The sequence below is a fragment of the Actinoplanes siamensis genome (assembly GCF_016862395.1).
Classification (GTDB): domain Bacteria; phylum Actinomycetota; class Actinomycetes; order Mycobacteriales; family Micromonosporaceae; genus Actinoplanes; species Actinoplanes siamensis.
Genome location: NZ_BOMW01000006.1, coordinates 1 through 23,339, shown reverse-complemented (window position 1 = coordinate 23,339; position 23,339 = coordinate 1). Strand labels below are relative to the sequence as shown.

At 72.9% G+C, this 23,339-nt stretch carries 17 protein-coding genes; 11 read left to right on the top strand and 6 right to left on the bottom strand.

The annotated features are described in order from the left end of the window. The first annotated feature begins 6 nt into the window (after positions 1–6). Positions 7–1,695, top strand: a complete 1,689-nt coding sequence (locus Asi03nite_RS01855; RefSeq protein WP_203676613.1) for a ribonuclease J — start codon at positions 7–9, stop codon at positions 1,693–1,695. 114 nt (positions 1,696–1,809) lie between these two features. Next, positions 1,810–3,381 (top strand): S1 family peptidase, encoded by a 1,572-nt coding sequence (locus Asi03nite_RS01850; protein ID WP_203676612.1) that lies wholly within the window; start codon positions 1,810–1,812, stop codon positions 3,379–3,381. Between the two features lie 57 nt (positions 3,382–3,438). Here the strand turns inward: Asi03nite_RS01850 and Asi03nite_RS01845 are convergent, their stop codons facing one another. After that, the gene (locus Asi03nite_RS01845; RefSeq protein WP_307833980.1) at positions 3,439–3,846 is read right to left on the bottom strand and encodes a YbjN domain-containing protein; all 408 of its coding nucleotides are present in this window, start codon (positions 3,844–3,846) and stop codon (positions 3,439–3,441) included. A gap of 87 nt (positions 3,847–3,933) precedes the next feature. Here Asi03nite_RS01845 and Asi03nite_RS01840 point away from each other — a divergent pair, with 87 nt between their 5' ends. After that, a complete protein-coding gene (locus tag Asi03nite_RS01840) occupies positions 3,934–6,438 on the top strand; it encodes an FtsK/SpoIIIE family DNA translocase (protein ID WP_203676611.1) in 2,505 nt (834 codons plus the stop codon). Positions 6,439–6,658: 220 nt separating this feature from the next. Here the strand turns inward: Asi03nite_RS01840 and Asi03nite_RS01835 are convergent, their stop codons facing one another. Further along, a complete protein-coding gene (locus tag Asi03nite_RS01835) occupies positions 6,659–7,117 on the bottom strand; it encodes a DUF3291 domain-containing protein (RefSeq protein WP_203676610.1) in 459 nt (152 codons plus the stop codon). Positions 7,118–7,149: 32 nt separating this feature from the next. Further along, positions 7,150–7,806, bottom strand: coding sequence for a helix-turn-helix transcriptional regulator (locus tag Asi03nite_RS01830; protein ID WP_203676609.1), 657 nt, complete (start codon positions 7,804–7,806; stop codon positions 7,150–7,152). 88 nt (positions 7,807–7,894) lie between these two features. Between Asi03nite_RS01830 and rimO the strand changes: the two genes are divergently transcribed. From rimO to pspM, 6 genes are all read left to right on the top strand, one after another. Continuing rightward, positions 7,895–9,355, top strand: coding sequence for a 30S ribosomal protein S12 methylthiotransferase RimO (gene rimO, locus Asi03nite_RS01825; RefSeq protein WP_203676608.1), 1,461 nt, complete (start codon positions 7,895–7,897; stop codon positions 9,353–9,355). Further along, the gene (pgsA, locus tag Asi03nite_RS01820; protein WP_203676602.1) at positions 9,352–9,933 is read left to right on the top strand and encodes a CDP-diacylglycerol--glycerol-3-phosphate 3-phosphatidyltransferase; all 582 of its coding nucleotides are present in this window, start codon (positions 9,352–9,354) and stop codon (positions 9,931–9,933) included. Before rimO ends, pgsA begins: the two co-directional genes overlap by 4 nt. Positions 9,934–9,958: 25 nt before the next feature. Continuing rightward, positions 9,959–10,444, top strand: a complete 486-nt coding sequence (locus tag Asi03nite_RS01815; protein WP_203676872.1) for a CinA family protein — start codon at positions 9,959–9,961, stop codon at positions 10,442–10,444. Positions 10,445–10,605: 161 nt separating this feature from the next. Then, a complete protein-coding gene (locus Asi03nite_RS01810) occupies positions 10,606–11,007 on the top strand; it encodes a helix-turn-helix domain-containing protein (protein ID WP_203676601.1) in 402 nt (133 codons plus the stop codon). 310 nt (positions 11,008–11,317) lie between these two features. Further along, positions 11,318–12,181, top strand: a complete 864-nt coding sequence (locus tag Asi03nite_RS01805; RefSeq protein WP_203676600.1) for a PspA/IM30 family protein — start codon at positions 11,318–11,320, stop codon at positions 12,179–12,181. Positions 12,182–12,242: 61 nt separating this feature from the next. Continuing rightward, positions 12,243–13,046 (top strand): phage shock envelope stress response protein PspM, encoded by an 804-nt coding sequence (gene pspM, locus Asi03nite_RS01800; protein WP_203676599.1) that lies wholly within the window; start codon positions 12,243–12,245, stop codon positions 13,044–13,046. Here the strand turns inward: pspM and Asi03nite_RS01795 are convergent. Together Asi03nite_RS01795 and Asi03nite_RS01790 are read right to left on the bottom strand one after the other, a co-directional pair. Next, on the bottom strand, positions 12,991–13,962 hold the full coding sequence (locus Asi03nite_RS01795; RefSeq protein ID WP_203676598.1) for a DNA-formamidopyrimidine glycosylase family protein: 972 nt from the start codon (positions 13,960–13,962) through the stop codon (positions 12,991–12,993). The genes pspM and Asi03nite_RS01795 overlap by 56 nt on opposite strands. A gap of 175 nt (positions 13,963–14,137) precedes the next feature. After that, positions 14,138–14,926 (bottom strand): SAM hydrolase/SAM-dependent halogenase family protein, encoded by a 789-nt coding sequence (locus Asi03nite_RS01790; RefSeq protein WP_203676596.1) that lies wholly within the window; start codon positions 14,924–14,926, stop codon positions 14,138–14,140. Positions 14,927–15,036: 110 nt separating this feature from the next. Between Asi03nite_RS01790 and Asi03nite_RS01785 the strand changes: the two genes are divergently transcribed. Next, positions 15,037–15,963 carry an LLM class F420-dependent oxidoreductase gene (locus Asi03nite_RS01785; protein WP_203676594.1) on the top strand — a complete coding sequence of 309 codons (927 nt, stop codon included), beginning with the start codon at positions 15,037–15,039 and terminating at the stop codon, positions 15,961–15,963. Between the two features lie 87 nt (positions 15,964–16,050). Here Asi03nite_RS01785 and Asi03nite_RS01780 read toward each other — a convergent pair whose 3' ends face one another. Continuing rightward, a complete protein-coding gene (locus Asi03nite_RS01780; protein ID WP_203676593.1) occupies positions 16,051–20,790 on the bottom strand; it encodes an Lhr family helicase in 4,740 nt (1,579 codons plus the stop codon). Positions 20,791–20,909: 119 nt separating this feature from the next. On the opposite strand from Asi03nite_RS01780, the gene Asi03nite_RS01775 reads away from it, so the two are divergent. Further along, a partial coding sequence (locus tag Asi03nite_RS01775) for a serine/threonine-protein kinase (protein ID WP_203676588.1) occupies positions 20,910–23,339 on the top strand: 2,430 nt, incomplete at its 3' end.

Genomic DNA, 23,339 nt, shown 5'->3' with positions numbered 1-23,339 from the left:
AGGCGAATGAGTCAAGCTCACGTGGAGCTGGGTCCGCCACCGCCGTTGCCGGAGGGCGCCCTGCGCGTCATCCCGCTCGGCGGGCTCGGCGCCATCGGCCGTAACATGACGGTCTTCGAATACGACGGCAAGCTTCTGGTCGTCGACTGCGGGGTGCTCTTCCCCGACGTCGAGCAGCCCGGCGTGGACCTGATCCTGCCCGACTTCGCGCCCATCCTGGACCGGCTGGACGACATCCAGGCGATCGTGCTGACCCACGGGCACGAGGACCACATCGGCGCGGTTCCCTACCTGCTGGCCCACAAGCCGGACATTCCGCTGGTCGGGTCGGAGTTCACGCTGGCCCTGGTCGAGGCGAAGCTGGCCGAGCGCCGCCTGGACCCGTACACGCTCACCGTCCGCGAGGGCGGCATCGAGCGGCTGGGCCCGTTCGAGTGCGAGTTCTTCGCGGTGAACCACTCCATCCCGGACGCGCTGGCGGTCGCCGTGCGCACGCCGGCCGGCCTGGTCCTGCACACCGGCGACTTCAAGATGGACCAGGTCCCGCTGGACGGCCGGATCACCGACCTGGCCGGCTTCGCCCGGCTCGGCGCCGAGGGTGTCGACCTGCTGCTCTCCGACTCGACGAATGCCGAGGTGCCCGGGTTCGTGGCGCCGGAGCGTGACATCGGCCCGGTGCTCAGCCGGATCTTCGGCAAGGCGCGCGGCCGGATCATCGTGGCCAGCTTCGCCTCCCACGTGCACCGCGTGCAGCAGGTGATGGACGCCGCCTGGGAGTTCGACCGGAAGGTCGCCCTGATCGGTCGTTCCATGGTCCGCAACATGGGCATCGCCCGGGACCTGGGCCTGTTGCGCATCCCGGACGGCCTGCTGGTCGGGCTGGACGAGGCCACCCACCTGCCGCCGGACGAGATCGTCTTCATGTCCACCGGGTCGCAGGGCGAGCCGATGAGCGCCCTGGGCCGGATGTCCACCGGCGACCACCGGCACATCACCATCGCCTCGGGCGACACGGTGGTGCTGGCCAGCTCGCTGGTGCCGGGCAACGAGACCTCTGTCTACCGGGTGATCAACCAGCTGTCCCGGGCCGGCGCCACGGTGGTCCACAAGGAGACGGCGAAGGTGCACGTCTCCGGCCACGCCCCGGCCGGCGAACTGCTCTACCTGCTGAACGTGACCCGTCCGAGCAACCTGATGCCGGTGCACGGCGAGTGGCGGCACCTGCGCGCGCACGCCCAGCTGGGCATCGAGTCCGGGGTGGCCGCCGACCGCGTGGTGCTCTGCGAGGACGGCGACGTGGTGGATCTGGTCGAGGGCCATGCCCGGGTGGTCGGCCGGGTCAAGAGCCGGTACGTGTACGTGGACGGCCTGGCGGTCGGCGACGTCAGCGAGTCGCTGCTCACCGAGCGGCGGATCCTGGGCGACGGCGGTTTCATCGCGGCCACCGTGGTGATCGACTCGGTGACCGGCAAGGTGGTCGGCGAGCCGAGCATCTCGGCGAAGGGCTTCTCCGAGGACCCGGACGCGTTCAACCCGGTGATCCCGCTGCTCACCGCGGCCCTGCACCGCTCCGCCGAGGACGGCATCACCGACACCCATCAGCTGCAACAGGTGGTCCGCCGGACGGTGGGCCGGTGGGTCAACGACGCCTACCGGCGCCGGCCGATGATCGTACCGACGGTCGTCGAAGTTTAAGAAAAGCTTTTAAATCCGCGAAAACGGCATAGAACTCAACCTTTTTCGTACGGGCTGCGTACTCCTTGGCACGGTGCCGCCCCCACGGCACCCGTGGCGGAGGGAGTACTCCAGATGCAGCGCAGATCGATCGCCGTGGCTGCGGCGGTAGTGGCGGCGACCGGGGCAGCGGTCGCCTTCACTCTGCCGTCGCTGGCCGGCACCACGCCGACCGGCGGCAGCGGCGCGACGAGAGCGAACGGGACCGGGGGCGTCTCCCCGGACCTGCTCGCGGCGATGAAGCGTGACCTGGGCCTCGACGGGGACCAGGCGGCCGCGCGGCTGAAGCGCGCCAAGTGGGCCGGCGGGGTCTCGGCGACCCTGGCCGCGTCGACCGGCGACAACTTCGGCGGCTCGTGGATCGCCTCGGACGGCACCACCCTCAAGGTCGCCGTGACCGATGCCGACGCGGCCGCCGCGGTGAAGGCCGCCGGCGCCGTACCGGTGCTGGTCAAGCGCAGTGAGGCGCAGCTCGACGCGGCCAAGGCCAAACTGGACGCGAAGGTGCGGTCGGCCACCGGGCTGACCGGCTGGTACGTCGACGCCCCGACCAACAAGCTGGTCGTCGTCGCCCAGCCGGACGCCAAAACGGACGCGCAGACGTTCGCCCGGCAGGCCGGGGTCTCGGCCGGCTGGATCACCGTGAAGGTCAGCAACCGGCAGCCGAAGCCGCTCTTCGACGCGCGTGGCGCCGACCCGTACTTCATCTCGGTCGACGGTGGCACCGCCCGCTGCTCGATCGGCTTCTCGGTGGAGGGCGGGTTCGTCACCGCCGGCCACTGCGGCGCCTCCGGGACCACCACCACCGGCTTCAACAACGAGGCTCAGGGCGTGGTCAAGGCCTCGGTCTTCCCCGGCAACGCCGACATGGGCTTCGTCGAGGTCAACGGCGACTGGACGCCGCGTCCGGTGGTCAACGACTTCAAGGGCAACGAGCTGCCGGTGGCCGGCAGCACCGAGGCCCCGGTCGGCGCGGCGGTCTGCCGCTCCGGATCCACCACCGGCACGTTCTGCGGCACGATCCTGGCCAAGAACCAGACCGTGCGCTACCCGGAGGGCGCGGTGACCGGCCTGACCCGCACCGACGTCTGCGCCGAGGGCGGCGACTCCGGTGGCCCGTGGCTCTCCGGCGATCAGGCGCAGGGCGTCACCTCGGGTGGTTCCGGCGACTGCACGGTCGGCGGCGAGACGTTCTTCCAGCCGGTCAACGAGATCCTCGCGGAGAACAACCTGACGCTGGTGACCAGCGGCGGCGCGGGCGCTGAGCAGGGCGGCGCGACTGCCGCTCCGAGCGGGGCGGCCGAGGCGCCCCCGGCCGGCGAGGCGCCGGCCGACAACGCCTGCGGCGACCTGCCGGTTCAGCGTTCCGGCGCGCTCAGCAAGGCGGGCAGCGCGCAGGCCCAGCCGAGCGGCGGCGCCTTCCGGGCGCGCGCCGGCCAGCACGTGGCCTGCCTGGACGCGCCCGAGGGCGCGGACTTCGACCTGGTGCTGCAGATGCTGACAAACGGCAGGTTCACGACGGTGGCCCAGGCGACCGGCGAGGGTGACAAGACTCTCAGCGTGAATCTGCGGTCCGGCACGTTCCGGTACGTCGTGGTGGCCACCTCGGGCACGGGCGACTACTCGCTCGGCTTCAACGTGCGGTAGCCCGTACCCGGGAAAGCAAGAGGTTCGATCCGGCCGGGGTCGCGGAAGCGGCCCCGGTCAGCGTTTCAGCTCGCCCAGCGCCTCGCCGAGCCGGCAGCCGGTGGCGATTCCGCAGATCAGCACCTGGTCGAGCTGTTCCGGCGTCACGCCGCGCTCCCAGTCGCTCGACACCTCGCCCACCACGACTGCCGCGCCGTCGTCGGTGACCTGCACGTACGCCTTCGGCCAGAGCTGGTCGCGGTTCCACGTGTTGCAGAACTCGTAGAGCCGGGGAACGTCCTCGACGCTGAACACGTGCTGCATCATCGCCCGGATCTGCAGCATCTCCTTGTTCGCGCCGAGGCGGAAGAAATAGATCAGGTTGCCCTGGAAGTTGCCGGCGATGTCACCGTCCGCATCGACGAAGTACGCGAACCCGCGCGCGTCCATCGCGGCCTTGATCATCTCGTTGTCGAGTACCTGCACCTTGTGATTTTAATCAGCGGAAAAGCGAAAAGTGGTCACGGTGCGCCTTCTCGATGCGCCGGGCGGTCGTGGATTACCGTGTCTGCCATGGCGGGCCGAACTCCTCCGGCAGGCCGGGGCCGCGCCGCGTCCACCTCGCGCGGCGCCGCGACCACGCGTGCCCGCCAACCGGCGGCGCGCCCGGCTCGCCCGGCGAAGAAGACCACGGCGGCGGCCGCGCGCAAGCGCCCCGCGCCCCGGAAGGCGCCCGCCTCGGCCGGCGTGGGCCGCGGTGTCGGCGCGCTCTGGATGGGCCTGGCGCACAGCGCCGGCTGGGTGGCCCGGGGCGCCGGCCGCAACGCCCGCAACATCGGCCCGGAGCACCGCCGCGACGGCGCCGGGCTGTTGCTGCTCGGCTTCTCGATCCTGACCGCTGTCGCCGTCTGGGGGCACAGCGCGGGCCCGGTGGGCCGCCGGCTGGCGGACGCGGTGCACCTGTTCTTCGGCGGCCTCGGGATCTTCCTGCCGCTGCTCTTCTTCTACGGCGCGGTCCGGCTGATGCGCGACCCGGTCGACCCGGAGCACCGCGGCCGCAATCCGGTCGGCTGGTCGGCTGTCATCATCGCCACCGCGAGTCTGCTCTACATCTCCGACGAGCCGCGTGACGACCTCGCGCTGACCGGCAACGGCGGCCTGCTGGGGTACGGCGTCGGCTCGCTGCTGGAGCGCGCGGTCAGCGCCTGGGTCGCGGTCCCGCTGCTGATCCTGCTCTTCGTCTTCGGCCTGCTGGTGATCACCGCGACCCCGATCAACAAGATCCCCGAGCGGTTCATGCTGCTCGGCGACATGGTGCTCGGCCGCGCTGCCGCCACGCGCACCCGGCCGCCGTTCGAGCCGGACGAGATCGACGACGAGCCTCGGGAGCGGGCGCCGAAACCGCGCCGCCCGGCCCGCCGGCCCGCCTCGCCGACGGTCCCGCTCGACGAGATGCTGGAGCCGGAGGAGCCCGAGGAAGACCTGATCCTGCACGACACGGTGGCCCTGCCGAAGGCGCCGGCCAGCCGGAGGAAGCCGGCCCCGACCCCGCCGGAGCACTCCGAGCCGCTGCCCACCCGCGCCGAGCAGCTGGAGATCTCCGCGGTCGCCGGCGACTACCGCCTGCCCCCGCCGAACCTGCTCGCCACCGGAGCCCCGCCGAAGGCCCGCAGCCGCGCCAACGACGAGATCATGGCGGCGCTCACCGGCGTGTTCGAACAGTTCAACGTGGACGCGCTGGTCACCGGTTTCACCCGCGGCCCGACGGTCACACGTTACGAGGTGGAGATCGGCCCGGGTACCAAGGTGGAGCGGATCACCCAGCTCTCCCGCAACATCGCGTACGCGGTGAAGTCCCCGGACGTGCGGATCCTCTCGCCGATCCCGGGCAAGAGCGCGGTCGGCGTCGAGATCCCGAACTCCGACCCGGAGAACGTGTCGCTCGGCGACGTGCTGCGCTCCCGGGCCGCCACCGCGGACCACCACCCGATGGTCGTCGCGCTCGGCAAGGACATCGAGGGCGGCTTCGTGGTGGCGAACCTGGCCAAGATGCCGCACATCCTGATCGCCGGCGCGACCGGCGCCGGCAAGTCCAGCTGCCTCAACTCGCTGCTGGTGAGCCTGCTCACCCGGGCCACCCCGGACGAGGTGCGGCTGCTGCTGGTCGACCCGAAACGGGTCGAGATGACGGCGTACGAGGGGATCCCGCACCTCGTCACGCCGATCATCACGAACCCGAAGAAGGCGGCGGACGCCCTGGAGTGGGTGGTCCGCGAGATGGACATGCGCTACGACGACCTGGCCGCCAACGGGGTGCGCCACATCGACGACTTCAACCGCAAGGTGCGCAGCGGCGAGATCACCGCGCCGCCGGGCAGTGAGCGGGTGATGAAGCCGTACCCGTACCTGCTGGTGATCATCGACGAGCTGGCCGACCTGATGATGGTGGCCCCGCGCGACGTCGAGGACTCGGTCGTCCGGATCACCCAGCTGGCCCGGGCCGCCGGCATCCACCTGGTGCTGGCCACCCAGCGCCCGTCGGTCGACGTGGTGACCGGCCTGATCAAGGCGAACGTGCCGTCCCGGCTGGCCTTCGCGACGTCCTCGCTGGCCGACTCCCGGGTCATCCTGGACCAGCCCGGCGCGGAGAAACTGCTCGGCCGTGGCGACGGCCTCTTCCTGCCGATGGGCGCCTCCAAGCCGACCCGCATCCAGGGCGCGTGGGTCGACGAGAAGGAGATCGCCGGCGTCGTCAAGTTCTGCAAGGACCAGCGCGAGCCGGAGTTCCGCGACGACGTCACCGAGGCGCCGCCCAGCAAGAAGAAGGAGATCGACGAGGAGATCGGCGACGACCTGCAGCTGTTGCTGCAGGCTATCGAGCTGGTGGTGACCAGCCAGTTCGGTTCCACGTCGATGCTGCAGCGCAAGCTGCGGGTGGGCTTCGCCAAGGCGGGCCGCCTGATGGACCTGATGGAGACCCGCGGCATCGTCGGCCCGTCCGAGGGTTCGAAGGCCCGTGACGTTCTCATCAAGCCGGACGAGTTGGAAGAGGCGCTCGCCGCCCTCAAGGTCGACTGATCCCGGCGTCCGCCACGGTCCCGGTCCCCGCCGGCGCCCAGCGGTGTCTCGACCACGTGCGAGAACCCTGACGGCCGGCGGGTGCCGGGGGCCGCGCGGTGCGTTCCGGTCCGGCTTCCGGCTGGCGCCCGGGGGTGTCCCAACGACCTTGAGGCACTCCCGGGGACCAGCCGGGGGAGTGCGGCCCGGCGCCGGGAACGCGTCGCGGACGTGCGCGACGTCAGGCCGCCGGGACCGGGGCCGGGAACAGCTCGCGGAAGGTGAACGCGTCCGGGGTGGGTCCCTGCGCCCGCAGGCGCCCGAGCCGGGAGATGCCCTGGCGCAGCGTCGGCACCTCGCCGGCCGGGATCCACCACATCACGAGCGCCGCCTGGTGCCCGTGCGGATGGAACCACTCCCGGCGGCGGCGCAGGTAGTCGAGGTGCTCGCTCTGGTACGCGTAGGCGCGCAGGTGCTCCGGCGACTCCCAGACCGAGAGCGTGTAGATCCGGCCGGGATCGGTGGGCGCCGCGATCGTGCCGTCCCCGTTCTCCCCCCTCATCCGCCAGACGAAGCCGGGTGAGCGGTCGGCGAGCTCGTTCATCAGCGTGAGGCCGGCGGCGAACTCGGCCATCGACGGGTCTTCCAGCGGGGCTCGGAGTCGAGCGGTGTTGATCTGGGCCAGGTGGAAGGCGCTCATGGAAGTCAGCAGACCAGGCCGTACATCTAATGTCAATTGGTTTTATTTTTAGAAACGGCCACACAGCACCGTCCGGGCGCGGCGTCCATCCGCGCGGTCCACTCCTCCTCCAGCCCGGCGCCGGTCAGCAGCCCGGCCACCAAGGCCAGGTTCATCCCGCAGATCACCGGCGGGAACTGCTCGGCGAGCTGGTGGAACGGGCAGTTGCGCAGCTCGATCCGGTCCGGCCCGCCGGCAGCCGGCGCGTACCCGTGCTCCCGGAGCAGTTCCACGACCTCGGACCCGGCGGCGGCCCGTTGCCCGTGCCGCCGCGCCACCTGGTAGAGCGCCTTCTCGGCGCCGGCCTGCTCCAGCGCCTCGGCGAGCAGTTCGGCAGCGGTGCGATAGGCCCGCGGCGGCACGCTGACCGCGTGCTCCGCCGCGGCGATCCGGTACAGCTTCGCCGGACGCCCGGCGCCCGGCCCGGTCCGGCCCGACCTCCTGGCGTACGACGTCTCCAGCAACCCGGCGGCCACCAGTTTGTCCAGGTGGAACGCGGCAAGCGTGCGGCCGATGCCGAGCGCCTCGGCCACCTCGTCCCGGCCGACCGGCCCGGTCCCGTCGGCCACCACCCGGTAGGCCTGCCGCCGCACCCGGTCGGCGAGGCTGGCCAGGGCGTCGAGATCGTCGAGGTCTTCCGGAGTCGTCACCCGTCAATCGTATTGTCAACGTTTGTTGGCGGAAGAGTCCGGCTGTCCGGGGGACGGCCGCCGGCCGGCGGCCCGGTAACCTTGTCGGGTGTCTGTAACTCCTCCTCCCTCTCGCCGTGTCGCGCTGCTCACCCTGGGCTGCGCCCGTAACGAGGTCGACTCGGAAGAGCTGGCCGCCCGCCTCGACGCCGAGGGCTGGGAGGTCGGCACCGACGCGGCGAAGGCCGACGTGGTGCTCGTCAACACCTGCGGCTTCGTGGAGAAGGCGAAGCAGGACTCGATCGACACCCTGCTCGCGGCCGCGGACACCGGGGCCAAGGTGGTCGCCGCCGGCTGCATGGCCGAGCGGTACGGGCGGGAGCTCGCCGACAACCTGCCCGAGGCCGACGCGGTGCTCGGCTTCGACGACTACACCGACATCTCCGCCCGGCTGAACGGCGTGCTCGCCGGGGAGCGGCACGACGCGCACACCCCGCGGGACCGCCGCGAGCTGCTCCCGATCACCCCGGTGCGGCGGCACGCCGCCAAGGTGGTGGTGCCCGGTCACGCCACGGTCGACGAGCACACCCCGGCCCACCTGCGCAAGGTGCTGCGCCGCCGGCTCGACACCGGCCCGGTCGCCTCGCTCAAGCTGGCCAGCGGCTGCGACCGGCGCTGCTCGTTCTGCGCCATCCCGGCGTTCCGCGGCGCGTTCGTCTCCCGGGACCCGCAGGAGCTGCTCGCCGAGGCCGAGTGGCTGGCCAAGACCGGCGTGCGGGAGCTCGTGCTGGTCAGCGAGAACAGCACGTCGTACGGGAAGGATCTCGGCGACCCCCGCCTGCTGGAGAAACTGCTGCCGCAGCTGGCCGCGGTCGACGGCATCGTCCGGGTTCGCGCGAGCTACCTGCAGCCCGCCGAGACCCGCCCCGGCCTGGTCGAGGCGATCGCCGCCACGCCGGGTGTCGCCGCCTACTTCGACCTCTCCTTCCAGCACTCCAGCGAGCCGGTGCTGCGCCGGATGCGCCGTTTCGGCTCCACCGAGCGCTTCCTGGAGCTGCTCGGCTCGGCCCGCGAGCTGGCGCCCGAGGCCGGCGCCCGGAGCAACTTCATCGTCGGCTTCCCCGGCGAGACCCGGCAGGACGTGGACGAGCTGGTCCGCTTCCTGACCGAGGCCCGCCTGGACGCGATCGGCGTCTTCGACTACAGCGACGAGGACGGCACCGAGGCCGCCGGCCTGCCCGGCAAGATCCGGCCGGACACCGTCAAGCGGCGGTACGACCGGGTCGTCGCCCTCGCCGAGGAGCTCTGCGCCCAGCGTGCCGAGGACCGGCTCGGCAGCCTCGTCGAGGTGCTCGTCGACACGACGGACGACGGCGAGATCGAGGGCCGCGCCGAGCACCAGGCGCCCGAGGTCGACGGCTCCACCACGCTGGTCTCCGGCGACCAGGGCGTCGATCTGGCCGCGCTGCGCCCGGGTGACCTGGTCCGCGCCAGAGTCACCGGCACCGAGGGCGTCGACCTGGTCGCGGTCCCGATCGAGATGATCTCCGCGGCGCGGGTCGACCGGTGACCGACGAGCCGGTTCCGGTGGCCGCACCGCGCGTGGTGTCGCTCTACAACGCGGCGAACGCGCTGACCGTGGTCCGGCTCGTCCTCGTCCCGGTCTTCCTGGCCATGGTGGTCACCTCCCGGATGACCGACCACGACTGGCGGGTCGGCGCCTGCCTGGCGTTCTGCGTCGCCTCGGCCACCGACTTCGTGGACGGCTGGATCGCCCGCCGGTGGCAGCTGGTCACCTCGTTCGGCAAGATCGCCGATCCGATCGCGGACAAGGCGCTGACCGGCACCGCGCTGGTCCTGCTCTCCGCGTACGGCGCGCTGCCCTGGTGGGTCACCTGGGCGATCCTGATCCGCGAGTGGGGCGTCACCGGGCTGCGCTTCTGGGTCATCCGGTACGGAGTGATCCCGGCCTCGCGGGGCGGCAAGCTCAAGACCGGCCTGCAGACCCTGGCCATCGCCTGGTACCTGTGGCCGGTCCCGCATCCTTTCGACGCCGTCGGGTACTGGGTCATGGGCGCCGCGTTGATCGTCACCCTGGTGACCGGCTTCGACTACCTGGTCCAGGCGTTGCGGTTGCGGCGTTCCTGAACGACCTAGGAGAGTTCGCGTGGAGATGTCGGTGGCCGCCGCGGCGGCTGTGCACGTGCTGGTCGAGCGACGACAGACGCTGGCGACCGCGGAGTCGCTGACCGGTGGCCTGGTGGCGGCGACGGTCGTGGAGATTCCCGGCGTCAGCGCGGTCTATCGCGGCGGCCTGGTGGTCTACGCGACGGATCTGAAGGGTTCGCTCGCGGGCGTACCCGGGCAGTTGCTCGAAGAGCGGGGTCCGGTCGACCGGGACGTCGCCGCCAAGCTGGCGGAGGGCGCCCGGGATCGCTGCGGAGCGGACTGGGGCCTGGCCACCACCGGCGTCGCGGGCCCCGAGCCGCAGGACGGCAAACCGGTCGGCCTGGTCTACGTGGCCGTCGCCGGGCCGGACGGCACACGGGTGCGGGAGTTGGCATTGACCGGAAACCGGGACGCCGTCCGCACCGAAAGTGTGACGGCCGTCCTGCAATTGCTCACCGATGTTCTCCGCGCCACTCCGGCCCGGGTCTGAGCAGGGAATACCGCCGTTCACGGCGTGGTTGTCCGGTTGTGCCGCGGGCCGGGCGGGCCGAGGAATTCGGCGGGGCGGGATGTCGCCGTCGCTCGCGGCAGGTACGGTTGCGGGAAGCCTCCGGCGTGTTGCCGGCGGCCCCGCCCGCAGGAGGAGGTGCCATGGTCCTGCTACGCCGGGTTATCGGCGACGCACTTCGTGCGCGCCGGCAGGGACAGCACCGCACGCTGCGCGAGGTGTCGACCGCCGCGAACGTCAGCCTGGGTTATCTGTCCGAGATCGAGCGTGGTCAGAAAGAGGCGTCCAGCGAGCTGCTGGCGGCGATCTGCGACGCGCTCGGCGCCCGTCTCTCCGAGCTTCTCAGTGAGGTCAGCAGCACGCTGTCGCTCGCGGAGAACATGGAGGGCGTGCTCGTCCCGGTCGACGACAAGACCGGCGGGGAGCCGGCGCGCCAAGTGGCGACGGACGGCAGCGTGTCGGTGTCGGTCCGGCAGGATTCGCCGCTGAAGGCCACCCTGCACGCGACGCGGAACAAGAAGCGAGACGTGATCTACGCGGCATGAGGCTCCGGCCTGATGCCCGGACAGGTCCCGAGCGACAGCCCGGTGCGCCACGGCCGGCGAAGTTTGTCGTTTTCGGGTAATCCCACAACAGCTCCCAGGCCGTGATGCCCGTGCGCCGATCAGCCCGGTCGCACCGTCCCCCTCGGGGGCGTAGCCTCGTGGGCAGGCTCGTCGCTAGGGGTGACCCTGAGATCCCCCGTAGGTCACGTGACGCCGCTGGCGTCGGGCTGACACGATGGTTTCGCGTCGGCGGCGGGACTCGTCTCGCCTGGACGCCACCGACCGAGCGACATTGAGGGGATACCGCGAGATGGCGAACCCGTTCGTCAAGGGCTGGCATTACATGATGGCGCTCTTCGGCGCGAAGATCGACGAGTACGCCGACCCGAAGGTGCAGATCCAGCAGGCCATCGAGGACGCCCAGCGACAGCACCAGGCTCTCGTGCAGCAGGCCGCCGCCGTCATCGGCAACCAGCGGCAGCTCGAGATGAAGCTGTCCCGGCAGATGTCCGAGGTCGAGAAACTGCAGGGCATGGCCCGCCAGGCGCTGGTGCTGGCCGACCGGGCCCGCGCCGCCGGCGACGAGTCCGAGGCCCAGAAGTACGAGCAGACCGCGCAGACGCTGGCCACCCAGCTGGTCTCCGGCGAGCAGTCGATGGAGGATCTGAAGACCCTGCACGACCAGGCGCTCGCCGCCGCCGGCCAGGCCCGCAAGGCGGTCGAGAACAACGCGATGGTGCTGCAGCAGCGCATCGCGGAGCGGTCCCGCCTGCTCAGCCAGCTGGAGCAGGCCAAGATGCAGGAGACCGTGGCCAAGTCGCTGGAGTCGATGTCGCAGCTCGCGGCGCCGGGTAACACCCCGTCGCTGGACCAGGTGCGCGACAAGATCGAGCAGCGGTACGCGAACGCCATGGGTCGTGCCGAGCTGGCCTCCAACTCGGTCGAGGGCCGCATGCTCGAGGTGCAGAAGTCCAGTCTGGACCTGGCCGGCTCGTCCCGGCTGGAGCAGATCCGGGCCAGCATGGCGGGGGAGAAGCTGGGTGGCGCGGCGGGTCAGCCCGCTGTCGGCCAGCAGGCGGAGACCCCGGCCGCCGACCCGGCCGGGGTCGCCCGGCTGGACGAGATCCGCGCCAGCATGAACCAGAAGCGTGGCGACACCACGGCCGCCGGCTGAGCGTCCGCTTTCCCTGGGCGGTGTTTCCATCGGGCCGTTGTGAGCGGCGGGAGGGCGTGACGTGGACGAGCGGGGCAAGTACTTCCGCCGGCTCAAGCGGCTGCGCGGTGCGGCACGCCGGTGGAGTGTGCTCGGTGGAGGCCTGACCGCGGCGGCGGCGGTGCTCGTGCCGTACTCCGGGATCGGCATCGCGGACGCGGCCTGGGCCGCCGGGGCGGGCGCCTCGGTGGTCCTGGCCCGCTGGCGCTGGCGGGACTACCGGGAGCTGGAAGCCCAGCCCGCCCCCGAGCCCAGCCTGCCGGGCCCGCGGATCACCGCCGCGCTGGAGCGTTCGCAGGTCGGCCGCACGGTGCTGCACGAGGTCCGCCGCCACAAGAACAGGTACGCCCTGCGCGGCTCGGCGATCGCCGACGCGTGGGACCGGCTCGACCGCACCTCCGCCACGATGATCGCGCTGGCCGGCCGGCTCACCGGGGCCGGCGAGACGGCGGCGCTGGAGGCGGCCACCGCCGAGCAGTGGCTGCGTGATCTGGGCCAACGAGTGGCGAGCGTGGAGCGGGCCATCCCGCTCGGGCAGCCGGCCCAGCGCAGCGCCCTGGAGCAGTCGCACGCGGCGCTGGCCGAGCAGTTCACCGAGGGCGTGACGGCGTATGAGGAGCTGGTCGCGGCCGCGGCCGGCTATGTGGCGGAGGACGGGCATCCGGTCGCGGACAGCCGCCACCCGGCGTATTTCAGCCTGGTCGAGGCCGCGGAGCGGCTCCGTGGGATCGCCGAGGGCCTGGCCGAGCTGCGCGACCGGACGGCCCGGTTCAGTTCGACGCCGCCGCGGCAGGCTCGGGCTGACAGCGCGGGCACCAGTAAGTGATCCGGTCCTCCAGTTCGGACTTCTCCCCGATCCGTCCGGCGACCGTGTCACGGGTCTGAATCCCGCCGGGTGTCCGATTCGTGGCGCCTGTTCGATGAGCGGCGCGCGTTCGGTCCGCGCCGTGCGCGTGCCTTGCCGCTGTTCCCTGTGGCCGGCTCTCGGCCGTGCCGGTGGAGTTCTCCGCCTTTTGGATCGGCGCGCCGCAACGCCGGCACGGCTGGGCGCGGCGCCCGTACACATAGCTGGTCTCACCGCGTCGCAGCGACCCGGTCGTCGTCTGCGTCCAGCGTCCCCGGTTCGACGCGACCAGGCGTTGCGCCAGTTCCACGGTCCCGGTGAGATCGGCCACCTCGGCCACCCGCGTCCACGGCCACAGCCCGCGCAGGAAAAGCGTCTCCGCCTTGTAGAGGTTCCCCACACCAGCCAGGTTCCGCTGATCCAGCAGCGCCTCGGCGATCGTCGCCTCCGGACGCGCCGCGATCCGCCGGACCGCCTCGGCCGGATCCCAGTCGGCGCCCAGCAGGTCCGGCCCCAGATGCCCGACCAGGCTCTCCTCCTCGGCGGTCCGGATCAGGGCGAGATCGTGCAGGTGGTAACCGACCGCCACGGAGCGCGCGGTCCGCAGCACCACCCGGATCAGATGCGCGGGCCGGCCGGTCCAGCGTTCCCCGGTCGCGTAGGTGCGCCAGGCGCCCTCCATCCGCAGATGCGAGTGCAGCGTGTGCGGCTCCCGCCCCTCCCGGGTGAGCCGTAGCAGCAGATGCTTGCCCCGGCTCGCCGACTCGGTCACCGTCCACCCGGCCAGGTCGGTCGCGGCCAGCCTCGGCACCCGGAAGTCGGTTGCGGTCAGCACCTCGCCGGTCAGGGCACGCTCCAGCACGCGGGCGGTGTTCCAGACGGTGTCCCCCTCGGGCATGCGTACCATCCTGCCGCGCTCGACGCCGATTCGTCCCCCCGCACCAGTACCCGGAATCCAGGTCCGAATCCGGCCATCAGCCGGCGGACGTCGCCCGAAGCCGCCCCGACCGTGGCGCCGGTCAGGCGTTCCTCCACGGCGACGGCGTGCGGCCCGGATCAACCGCAGCCCGGCTTCACCTCTCGGCGATACGCACCACGTCGCCGGGGACCACCGACAGCACGACCACCGCGCGCCCGTTGTTGACCGCGATCGCCACCCGGTCCGCGGAATCCGTGTAGACCAGCAGCTCACCCGCGCCCACCTCGGCGAAGGTGGCGCCCCGGCGAGCCCGGACCGTCCCGTTCACGGTCAGCTCGGAGCCCAGCCCGGTCAGCATCGAGCCGTCCGCGGCGAGCTGCACGTTGCCGAACCGGTCCACGGTGAGCACCTCCGCCTCGATCCAGCCGTCGCCGACGCTGGTCACCGGGTCGGGCAGGCGGATCAGCGAGGCCGGGTCGACGGCCGGGCCCGCGTCGGACGTCTCCGCGCCCGCGGCGAGCCGGGCCGCGATCGGGGCGAACACGTCGCGCCCGTGGAACGTGCGCGACACGTCGCCCAGCATCCACTCCTTGGTGGTCAGCTCGTGCGCCGCGGTGATTCCGCCGAGCGCCTCGGCCGCCCAGATCAGCAGACCGTTGTCCGGGCCGACGAGCAGGCCGTTCGGTGTGGTCAGCACCACCGGACGGCGGGCCGTGCCGACGCCCGGGTCGACCACCGCGAGGTGCACCGACGCCGGAAGGTACGGCGCGGTCTGCGCGAGCACTGCCGCACCCCTGATCACGTCCGCGGGCGGCACGTGGTGCGTGACGTCGATCACCCGGACATCCGGCGCGATCCGGGCGATCGACCCGCGGCAGGCCGCGACGAACCCGTCGAACGTGCCGTAGTCGGTCGTGAAGCTGATCCATCCATAACCGGGCATGCTGGCGACGTTACTGGCAGTCGCCGCCAGACACGGGCCGGGCACGCCGCGCGTCATTTCCTGGCGGGATCCCGCCGGGCGGGCGCCGGCCATCTGGCAGGGTTGATCGCATGCGTCTCGTCATCTTCACCGAACCACAGCAGGGTGCCAGCTACGACGATCTGCTGCGGGTCGCCAAGGCCGCCGAGGACGGCGGCTTCGACGGATTCTTCCGCTCCGACCACTACCTCAAGATGGGTGACGTCTCCGGGCTGCCCGGACCGACCGACGCCTGGATCACGCTGGCCGCGCTCGCCGTGCAGACCTCCCGGATCCGGCTCGGCACGCTGGTCAGCTCGGCGACGTTCCGGCTGCCCGGTCCGCTGGCGATCGCCGTCGCGCAGGTCGACGCGATGAGCGGCGGGCGGATCGAACTCGGTCTCGGTGGCGGCTGGTTCGAGGCCGAGCACCAGGCGTACGGCATTCCGTTCCCGTCGCTCGGCGAGCGTTTCGACCGGCTGGAGGAGCAGCTGGAGATCATCACCGGGCTCTGGAAGACGCCGGCCGGCTCGACTTTCGCCTTCGACGGCAAGCACTACCGGCTCAGCGACTCGCCGGCGCTGCCGAAGCCGGTCCAGTCGCCGCTACCGGTGATCGTCGGTGGGCACGGCAAGAAGCGGACGCCGGATCTGGCGGCCCGGTTCGCGGCCGAGTTCAACGTCCCGTTCGCCAAGATCGAGGACATTCCGGCGCAGTACGAGCGGGTCCGTGCGGCCAGCGCCGCGGCTGGCCGGGCCGAGCCGCCCGTGTTCAGCGCGGCGGCGGTGCTCTGCGTGGGCCGGGACGACGCCGAGGTACGGCGCCGGGCCGCGGCCATCGGCCGCGAGCCCGAGGAGATGCGGGAGAACGGCGGCATCGTCGGCACGCCCGCGGAGGCGATCGAGACGATCCAGAGGTACGCCGCGGCCGGCGCCTCCCGTCTCTTCCTCCAGCTCCTCGACCTGTCCGACCTCGATCACGTCGGACTGGTCGCCTCGGACGTCCTGCCGCACGTCTGACCCGGCGCTCTCCTCCAGCGGCCGTCTCCGGGCGGCCGCTGCGCCCGCTTGGCCGCTGCGCCCGGGTGGCTCCGCGCTCCGGCCGCCCTATCCCCGGAGCCTCAACCCCCGGGGTGTGGCGCGGAACCCCGCCGTCTGCAGCGCGTCCCGCAACGGCGAAGCGTGCACCGACTCCCCGTCCGCCCGCTCCACAGACATCGGCCCCAGCGCCCCGGACCGCACCGAACCGGCCAGCGCCTGCCCGGCCGCGGCCAGCACCTCCGGATCGTCCGCGAACGACAGCAGCGTGCGGCCGCCCCGCTCGACGTAGAGCACCAGCTCACCGCCGACCAGCACGACCAGCGCCCCGGCCTTGCGTCCGGCCCGGTGCCCGGCCTTCGCGACCGGCTCCCCGTCCCCGCTGTCCACGATCCGCTCCGGCCACGGCAGCGCCGCCCCGTACGGATTCGCCGGATCCGCCGCGGCCAGCACGAGCGCGTTCGTCCCCGTACGCCGGGCCAGCTCGGCCGGCTCCGCCAGGGCCCGCAGCCGGTCCACCGCGCCCGGCACCGCGAACTGCGCCGCCCCGAGCCCCTCCACGAAGTAGCCGCGCCGCGCCGCCCCGCGCTCCTCCAGCGCGCTGAGCACCGGATAGACCGCGGCGAACCCGCCGGTCACACCTTCGGCCAGCACCGCGCCCCGGGTCACCACCCCGTGCCGCTCCAGCAGCAGGTCGGCGAGCGCGGCCGCGCGCCGGGTCGGGTCCAGATCCCGCTCCGGCAGCCGGGACCAGCGCCCGGCCATGTGGAGCGGGCCGGTCCGGGACGGCAGGTGCGGGCGGCCCGGCCGCCGGTAGCGGGTCCGGGCCGGAGCGGCTTTCGCCTTGTGCGCCCCGCTGCCGCTGAGCAGTGCCCGCAGCGGTGCGAACGTGTCGTTGGTGAGGTGCCCCGCCCACACCAGATCCCACACCGCCGCGGCCAGCTCGGTGTCGTCGGTCGAGCCCACCCTGTCCGAAAGCGATCGGAAGAACAGCGCCTGCCCGTCGTCCAGCGCGTCGAGCACGGATCGATGGGCCGGAGTGAGCGCGAACTCCTCGTCGGGCGGGGGCAGAAGTAGGGGCGCGCTGTCCGCGTACGCCAGGGTCACCCACCCGTCGCCGCCGGCGATGGACCCGGACCCGGCCCACAGCACCTCGCCGCTCCCGCACAACTCGTCGAGCAGCGGCGGCGCGTAGTCGGCCACCCGCGCCGGCAGCACCAGCCGTTCCCAGGCCGAGGCCGGCACCGCCAGCCCCTGCACCTGCTCGATCGTCGCGGCCAGTGCGTCCACCCCGCGGGCGGCGCCGCCCACCTGATGCCACCGGGGCAGGAACGCGGCCAGCACCTTCGGCGGCACCGGCTCGATCTCCCGGCGCAGCGCGGCCAGCGACCGCCGTCGCAGCATGCGCAGCACCTCGGCGTCGCACCACTCGGTGCCGGCGCCGTCCGGCGAGAACTCGCCGGAGGTGACCCGGCCGGTCGCGCTGAGCCGCTTGAGCGCCTGCTCCACCACGAAGACGCCGAGCCCGAACCGGGCCGCGCAGATCGCGGCGAGGAACGGGCCGTGCGTGCGCGCGTAGCGGGCGACCAGGTCACCCAGCGGGTCGGCGACCGGCTCCAGGTACGCCTCGGCGACCCCGACCGGCAGGGCCACGCCGAGCGCGTCCCGGTACCGTCCCGCGTCGTCCACCCCGATCCAGCGCTCCTCGCCGGCCACCCGCACCCGGATCGCGCGGCGGGCCGTCTCCAGCGACCGCACCCAGACCTCGGGCACGCCGCGCTCGGCCAACTCGGCGGCGGACAGGTCACCGAGCAGCCGGAGCAGCTCGGCGGCGTCCTCGGCGTCGCGCGGGGTGCGCTGGGTGGTGCGCCACTGCAGCTGGGCCTCGGTCTCGCCGACCACCTCCGGGTCGAGCAGCTCGCGCAGGTCGACCCGGCCGAGCAGCTCGCCGAGCAGTGTCGCGTCCAGGGCCAGCGCGGCGGCGCGGCGCTCGGCCAGGGGAGCGTCCCCCTCGTACAGGAAGGCGCCCACGTATCCGAAGAGCAACGACCGCGCGAAGGGGGACGGCCGCGGGGTCTCCGCCTCGACGAGGCGGACCCTGCGCCCGGCGATCTCCCGCATCAGGCCGGTCAGGCCGGGCACGTCGAAGACGTCCTGCAGGCACTCGCGGGCCGCCTCCAGAGTCACCGGGAAGTCGGCGAACTCCCGGGCCACGTCGAGCAGCTGCGCGGAACGTTGCCGCTGCTGCCAGAGCGGCTGGCGGCGGCGCGGATCGCGGCGGGGCAGCAGCAGCGACCGGGCCGCGCACTCCCGGAACCGGGACGCGAACAGCGCGGACGTGCCCACCGACTCCTCGACGATCTGCACGATCTCCTCCGGGTCGAAGGCGACCAGCTCGGCGCCGGGCGGCTCCTCCGCGGTGTCCGGCAGCCGCACCACGATGCCGTCGTCGGACGGCATGACCTGGCCGTCCACCCCGAACCGCTCGCTCATCCGGCGGGCGATCGCCAGCGCCCACGGCGCGTTCACCCGGGCACCGAGCACACAGTGCACGGTCATCCGCCAGTCGCCCAGCTCGTCGCGGAACCGTTCGACCACGATGGTCCGGTCGTCGGGCAGGTGCCGGGTCGACTCGCGCTGCTCGCGCAGGTAGTTCACCAGGTTGCCGGCGGCCCAGTCGTCCAGCCCGGACTCCCGCAGCACGGTGGTGGCCGCCTCGTCGCCGGCCTTGGCCAGCGCGCGCAGCCGCGCCCCGATGGCCCGGCCCAGCTCGATCGGCCGGCCCGGCGAGTCGCCCTTCCAGAACGGCATCCGCGCCGGCGCCCCGGGCGCCGGGGACACCAGCACCCGGTCGGGCGTGATGTCCTCGATCCGCCAGGAGGTCGAGCCGAGCAGGAACACGTCACCCACGCGGGACTCGTAGACCATCTCCTCGTCCAGCTCGCCGACCCGCGAAGCGCGCTCCGAGCCGGCCAGGAAGACGCCGAACATGCCGCGGTCGGGGATCGTGCCACCGCTGGTCACCGCCAGCCGCTGGGCGCCCGGACGGCCGGTGAGCAGGTCGGTGCCGCGATCCCAGACCAGCCGGGGCCGCAGCTCGGCGAACGCGGTCGACGGATACCGCCCGGAGAGCATGTCCAGCACCGCGTGCAGCGCCGACTCGGGCAGCTCGCCGAACGGCGCGGCCCGCCGGACCAGCGTGGCCAGCTCGTCCACCGGCCACGGGTCCAGCGCCACCATCGCGACGATCTGCTGTGCCAGCACGTCCAGCGGATTGCGCGGATAACGCAGCTCCTCGATGGCGCCCTCGCTCATCCGTTCCGCGACGACCGCGCAGGAGAGCAGGTCGCCGCGGTGCTTCGGGAAGACCACCCCGCGCGAGACCGCGCCCACCTGGTGCCCGGCACGGCCGATGCGCTGCAGGCCGGCGGCCACCGTGGGCGGCGCCTCGATCTGGACGACCAGGTCGACAGCGCCCATGTCGATGCCGAGCTCCAGGCTCGAGGTGGCGACGACGGCCGGCAGCCGCCCGGACTTCAGCGCCTCCTCGATCTGTTTGCGTTCCTCCCGGGAGACGCTGCCGTGGTGCGCGCGGGCGATCACCGCCGGCGCGCCGGAGGCCGCGCCGGACTGCGCCATCAAGGCCGCCGGCATGCCGGCGGCGCCGTTCCCCCGCGTCGCCGCCGGCATGCCGCCGGATCCGGCCGACTCGGGGGTACGCCCGAAGCCCCGCCCCCCGTCCACATCCCCGGCCGCCCGGCTCAGCCAGTCGTCGCCGCCCCGCGCGCCGGGCCCCGCGACGACCTCTCCCGGCGCGCCGGTTGCCACGGTCGGTTCTCCTGGCGCGCCTGACTCCGCGGCGAGTCGCGCCAACTCGGCCCGCTCCGCCGCCAGCTCGTTGAGCCGGGCGCACAGCCGCTCCGCCCCACGCCGCGAGTTCGTGAAGACGATCGTCGACCGGTGCCCCTCGATCAGGTCGAGCACCCGCTCCTCGACGGCCGGCCAGATCGACGGCGTGTGCCGCCCGCCCTCCAGGTCGTCGCCGGCCGGCGCCTCGTCCAGCCGGGTCATGTCCTCCACCGGCACCTGAACGGAGACCTCGATCGTCTTGGCGGCCGGCGGCCGGACGATCTCCACGTGCTGCGAGCCGCCGAGGAACCGCGCGGTCTCCTCGACCGGGCGCACCGTCGCGGACAGCCCGATCCGTTGCGCCGGCCGCTCCAGCAGCGCGTCCAGCCGCTCCAGGGACAGCGCCAGGTGAGCGCCCCGCTTGGTCGCCGCGACCGCGTGCACCTCGTCGATGATCACTGTCTCGACACCCCGCAGCGACTCCCGCGCGGCCGACGTGAGCAGCAGGAACAGTGACTCCGGAGTGGTGATCAGAATGTCCGGCGGGGTGCGGGCGAAGCCGCGCCGCTCGTCGGCGGGGGTGTCCCCGGTCCGCATCCCGACGGTGATCTCCGGCGGTGGCAGGCCGAGCCGGCCGGCCGCCTGCCGGATGCCGGTGAGCGGCGCCCGCAGATTTCGCTCAACGTCGACGGCGAGCGCTTTGAGCGGACTGACGTAGAGCACCCGGCATCGGCGCCGGACCTGCTCGGGCACCGGCTCGCGGGCGAGCCGGTCGAGCGACCAGAGGAACGCGGCAAGCGTCTTGCCGGAACCGGTGGGCGCCACCACGAGCGCGTGCCGGCCGGCGCCGATCGCCCGCCACGCGCCGTCCTGAGCGGCGGTGGGCGCGGCGAACGCGGCAGTGAACCACTCCCGGGTGGCCGGACCGAACTTCTCAAGCACCTCTCGCACGTCATCCATCCTTCCCCGGAGGTACGACAAAAACGCGTCGCCGAGGCCCACGCGGGGCCCGGGTGATGTCGTTCCGTGGGCGGTCTGTGCGTGATTATCCTGAATGCCGACGTGATGGGTGGGTGCCGATGGCGGTCAGGCAGATGCTCGTCGCAGGCCGGTATCGACTGCTGGAACCGGTCGGCGCAGGAGGAATGGGACGGGTCTGGCTGGCCCGCGACCGGATGCTGGACCGGGACGTCGCGATCAAGGAGATCGTCCCGCCGGACTGGATGTCGCGGGACGAGAAGGACCGCCTGCGCAACCGGACGCTGCGCGAGGCCCGCAGCGCGGCCCGGCTGACGCATCCGCACGTGGTCCGGGTCTACGACGTGGTCTACGACCAGGGACTGTCCTGGATCGTCATGGAGTACGTGCCGTCCCGGTCGCTCTACCAGATGCTGATCACCAAGGGTCCGTACCCGCCGGCCGAGGCGGCGCGGATCGGCCTGGCGGTGCTGGACGCGCTGGCCGCCGCGCACCGGGCCGGCGTGCTGCACCGCGACGTCAAGCCGCACAACGTCCTGATCGGCTCGGACGGCCGCGTCCTGCTGACCGATTTCGGTCTGGCCACGTTCGTCGATGACGGCATGATCACCACACCGGGGCTGATCGTCGGCTCCCCGCAGTACGTCTCCCCGGAGCGGGCCCGGGACGGGGCATCCACTGTGGAGTCGGATTTGTGGTCGTTCGGGGCGACGCTGTTCGCCACGGTCGAGGGCCAGTCGCCGTACGCCCGGGACAGCGCCATGGCGACGCTCGCGGCGCTGGCCACCGAACCCCCGGACCAGCCGGTCCGCGCCGGGCCGCTCGGCCCGATCATCGAAGGATTGTTACGGTACGAACCGGAAGCGCGCCTGACCGCGGAGGAGACCGAACGACGTCTCCGCGCGGTGCTCGACGCGGACGACCCGGGCCCGCCCGCGCGGCGCCGACCGGGTGCGACCACCGGCCGCCCCCTGGCCGAGCCTCTCGTGGATCGCCCGTCGGACGAGAAGACCCACGTGGTCGGCGCCGTCCGAGCCGTCGCCGGAGTCCCCGCGGCCGCCCTCGCCGCCGCCCCCGAGGCTTCCACAGACACCGACGCCTCCCACCTTCCGGACACGGCCTCCGGCATCCCCGCCGCTCCAGGTCTCCCCGACACCGTTGCCAACGCACCGCGGCCGCCACTGCCCGGCGCCGGCGATCTGGCCGATACCGGCCCGATCCCCACCGCGGCCCCCGCTGAGCCCCCGGTGTCCACCGAGCTCGTACTCCATCGCGTGCCGGGCGAAGCCGCGCAGGACACCGACAGCTCCGACGACTGGCACCACGACTACGCCCGCCTCGGCTACATCGAGGGCACGTTCACCGTCAACGACGACCCGGCCCCCGACCCGGTCCCGGCGGCCGCCGCGGCCCGCGCCGGCCAGTTCGGCGACCCGGGTGGAGCCGGCGACGACCAGACCCCTCGGGCCCCGTCCCCAGGCCATTCCGGCGACCGGGGTGGAGCCGGCGGCAACCGTCGCCCCGCCGCTCCCGACGCCTCCCGCTCCCGCCCGAACCGCCCACCGTCCGCCGCCGGCCACCCCGCGACCACGCCGTCGCTGCGCCGCGGCAACCAGGCCCCGGCCCACGCGATCCCGGCACCCCGCAAGCCGGCCAACGGCCCACCGGCCCCGAACCAGCCACCCGCACGGCGCTGGCCTCCGCGCCCCCGTCCGACCCCCCGGGTCCGTACCCGGGTCGCCGTCGCCTGCCTGCTGGCCAGCGTGGTCCTCGGCGGCAGCGTCCTGGGCATCCACCTGATCGGCCAGCGGGACCCCGCACCGCAGGTCGTCCACCCGCCGGCCTCGTCGGCGTCCTCGACCAGGGCGTCCCCGGGTTTCTCCCGGTCCCGTTCCGCGCCGTCCGCCTCCGGGTCGGCGGCGTCACACCCGGCCTCCCCGAACCAGGCCTGGCCCCCACCCGGCACGTCACCGCGGACCACCGGCTTCTCACCGGTCGTCTGCGACGCCCGCCCGCCTGCCGGCATCCCGGAGGCCCCGAGGGAACACGCCGCCCGGGGTGTCAGCGGCTGGGCGTTGCCGGCCGGCTGGTCGTACTTCACCGACGGAACCGGCTTCCACCTGCCGGTCCCGGACGGCTGGACCTACCAGCGGATCGGCAGCACCTACTGTTTCCGCGACCCGCGAAGCACCCGGGTGCTGAGCCTGGACGTGGGCCGCAACCCCGGCACGGACCCGATCCGGGGCTGCCGGGCCGAGCACCAGCGGCTGCAGCAGAGAAGGGTCCGCGACTACAGGCTGATCGCCCTGGCCCGGGTACGACTCCTGCACCAGGCCGCCGACTGGGACTACCGCTACCGCTCCGCCGCCGGGGCACTGCGCCGAGCCACCACGAGGTGGCTGGTCCTGGGTGGCCACGCCTACGCCCTCGGCTGGGCCACGCCGGAGGTCGTCTGGGCCACCGAGCTCAGCAGCATCCAGATGGTCCGCGGAACCTTCTACACCGACGGTCCCACCGCTGACGGTCCCACC

Bases quoted from the DNA above. Each gene is read 5' to 3' on its own strand.
- Asi03nite_RS01780 (WP_203676593.1), bottom strand. From the start codon at position 20,790: ATGGATGACGTGCGAGAGGTGCTTGAGAAGTTCGGTCCGGCCACCCGG.
- Asi03nite_RS01790 (WP_203676596.1), bottom strand. From the start codon at position 14,926: ATGCCCGGTTATGGATGGATCAGCTTCACGACCGACTACGGCACGTTC.
- Asi03nite_RS01835 (WP_203676610.1), bottom strand. From the start codon at position 7,117: ATGAGCGCCTTCCACCTGGCCCAGATCAACACCGCTCGACTCCGAGCC.
- Asi03nite_RS01840 (WP_203676611.1), top strand. From the start codon at position 3,934: ATGGCGGGCCGAACTCCTCCGGCAGGCCGGGGCCGCGCCGCGTCCACC.
- Asi03nite_RS01815 (WP_203676872.1), top strand. From the start codon at position 9,959: ATGTCGGTGGCCGCCGCGGCGGCTGTGCACGTGCTGGTCGAGCGACGA.
- Asi03nite_RS01810 (WP_203676601.1), top strand. From the start codon at position 10,606: ATGGTCCTGCTACGCCGGGTTATCGGCGACGCACTTCGTGCGCGCCGG.
- Asi03nite_RS01855 (WP_203676613.1), top strand. From the start codon at position 7: ATGAGTCAAGCTCACGTGGAGCTGGGTCCGCCACCGCCGTTGCCGGAG.
- Asi03nite_RS01795 (WP_203676598.1), bottom strand. From the start codon at position 13,962: ATGCCCGAGGGGGACACCGTCTGGAACACCGCCCGCGTGCTGGAGCGT.
- Asi03nite_RS01805 (WP_203676600.1), top strand. From the start codon at position 11,318: ATGGCGAACCCGTTCGTCAAGGGCTGGCATTACATGATGGCGCTCTTC.
- Asi03nite_RS01785 (WP_203676594.1), top strand. From the start codon at position 15,037: ATGCGTCTCGTCATCTTCACCGAACCACAGCAGGGTGCCAGCTACGAC.
- Asi03nite_RS01850 (WP_203676612.1), top strand. From the start codon at position 1,810: ATGCAGCGCAGATCGATCGCCGTGGCTGCGGCGGTAGTGGCGGCGACC.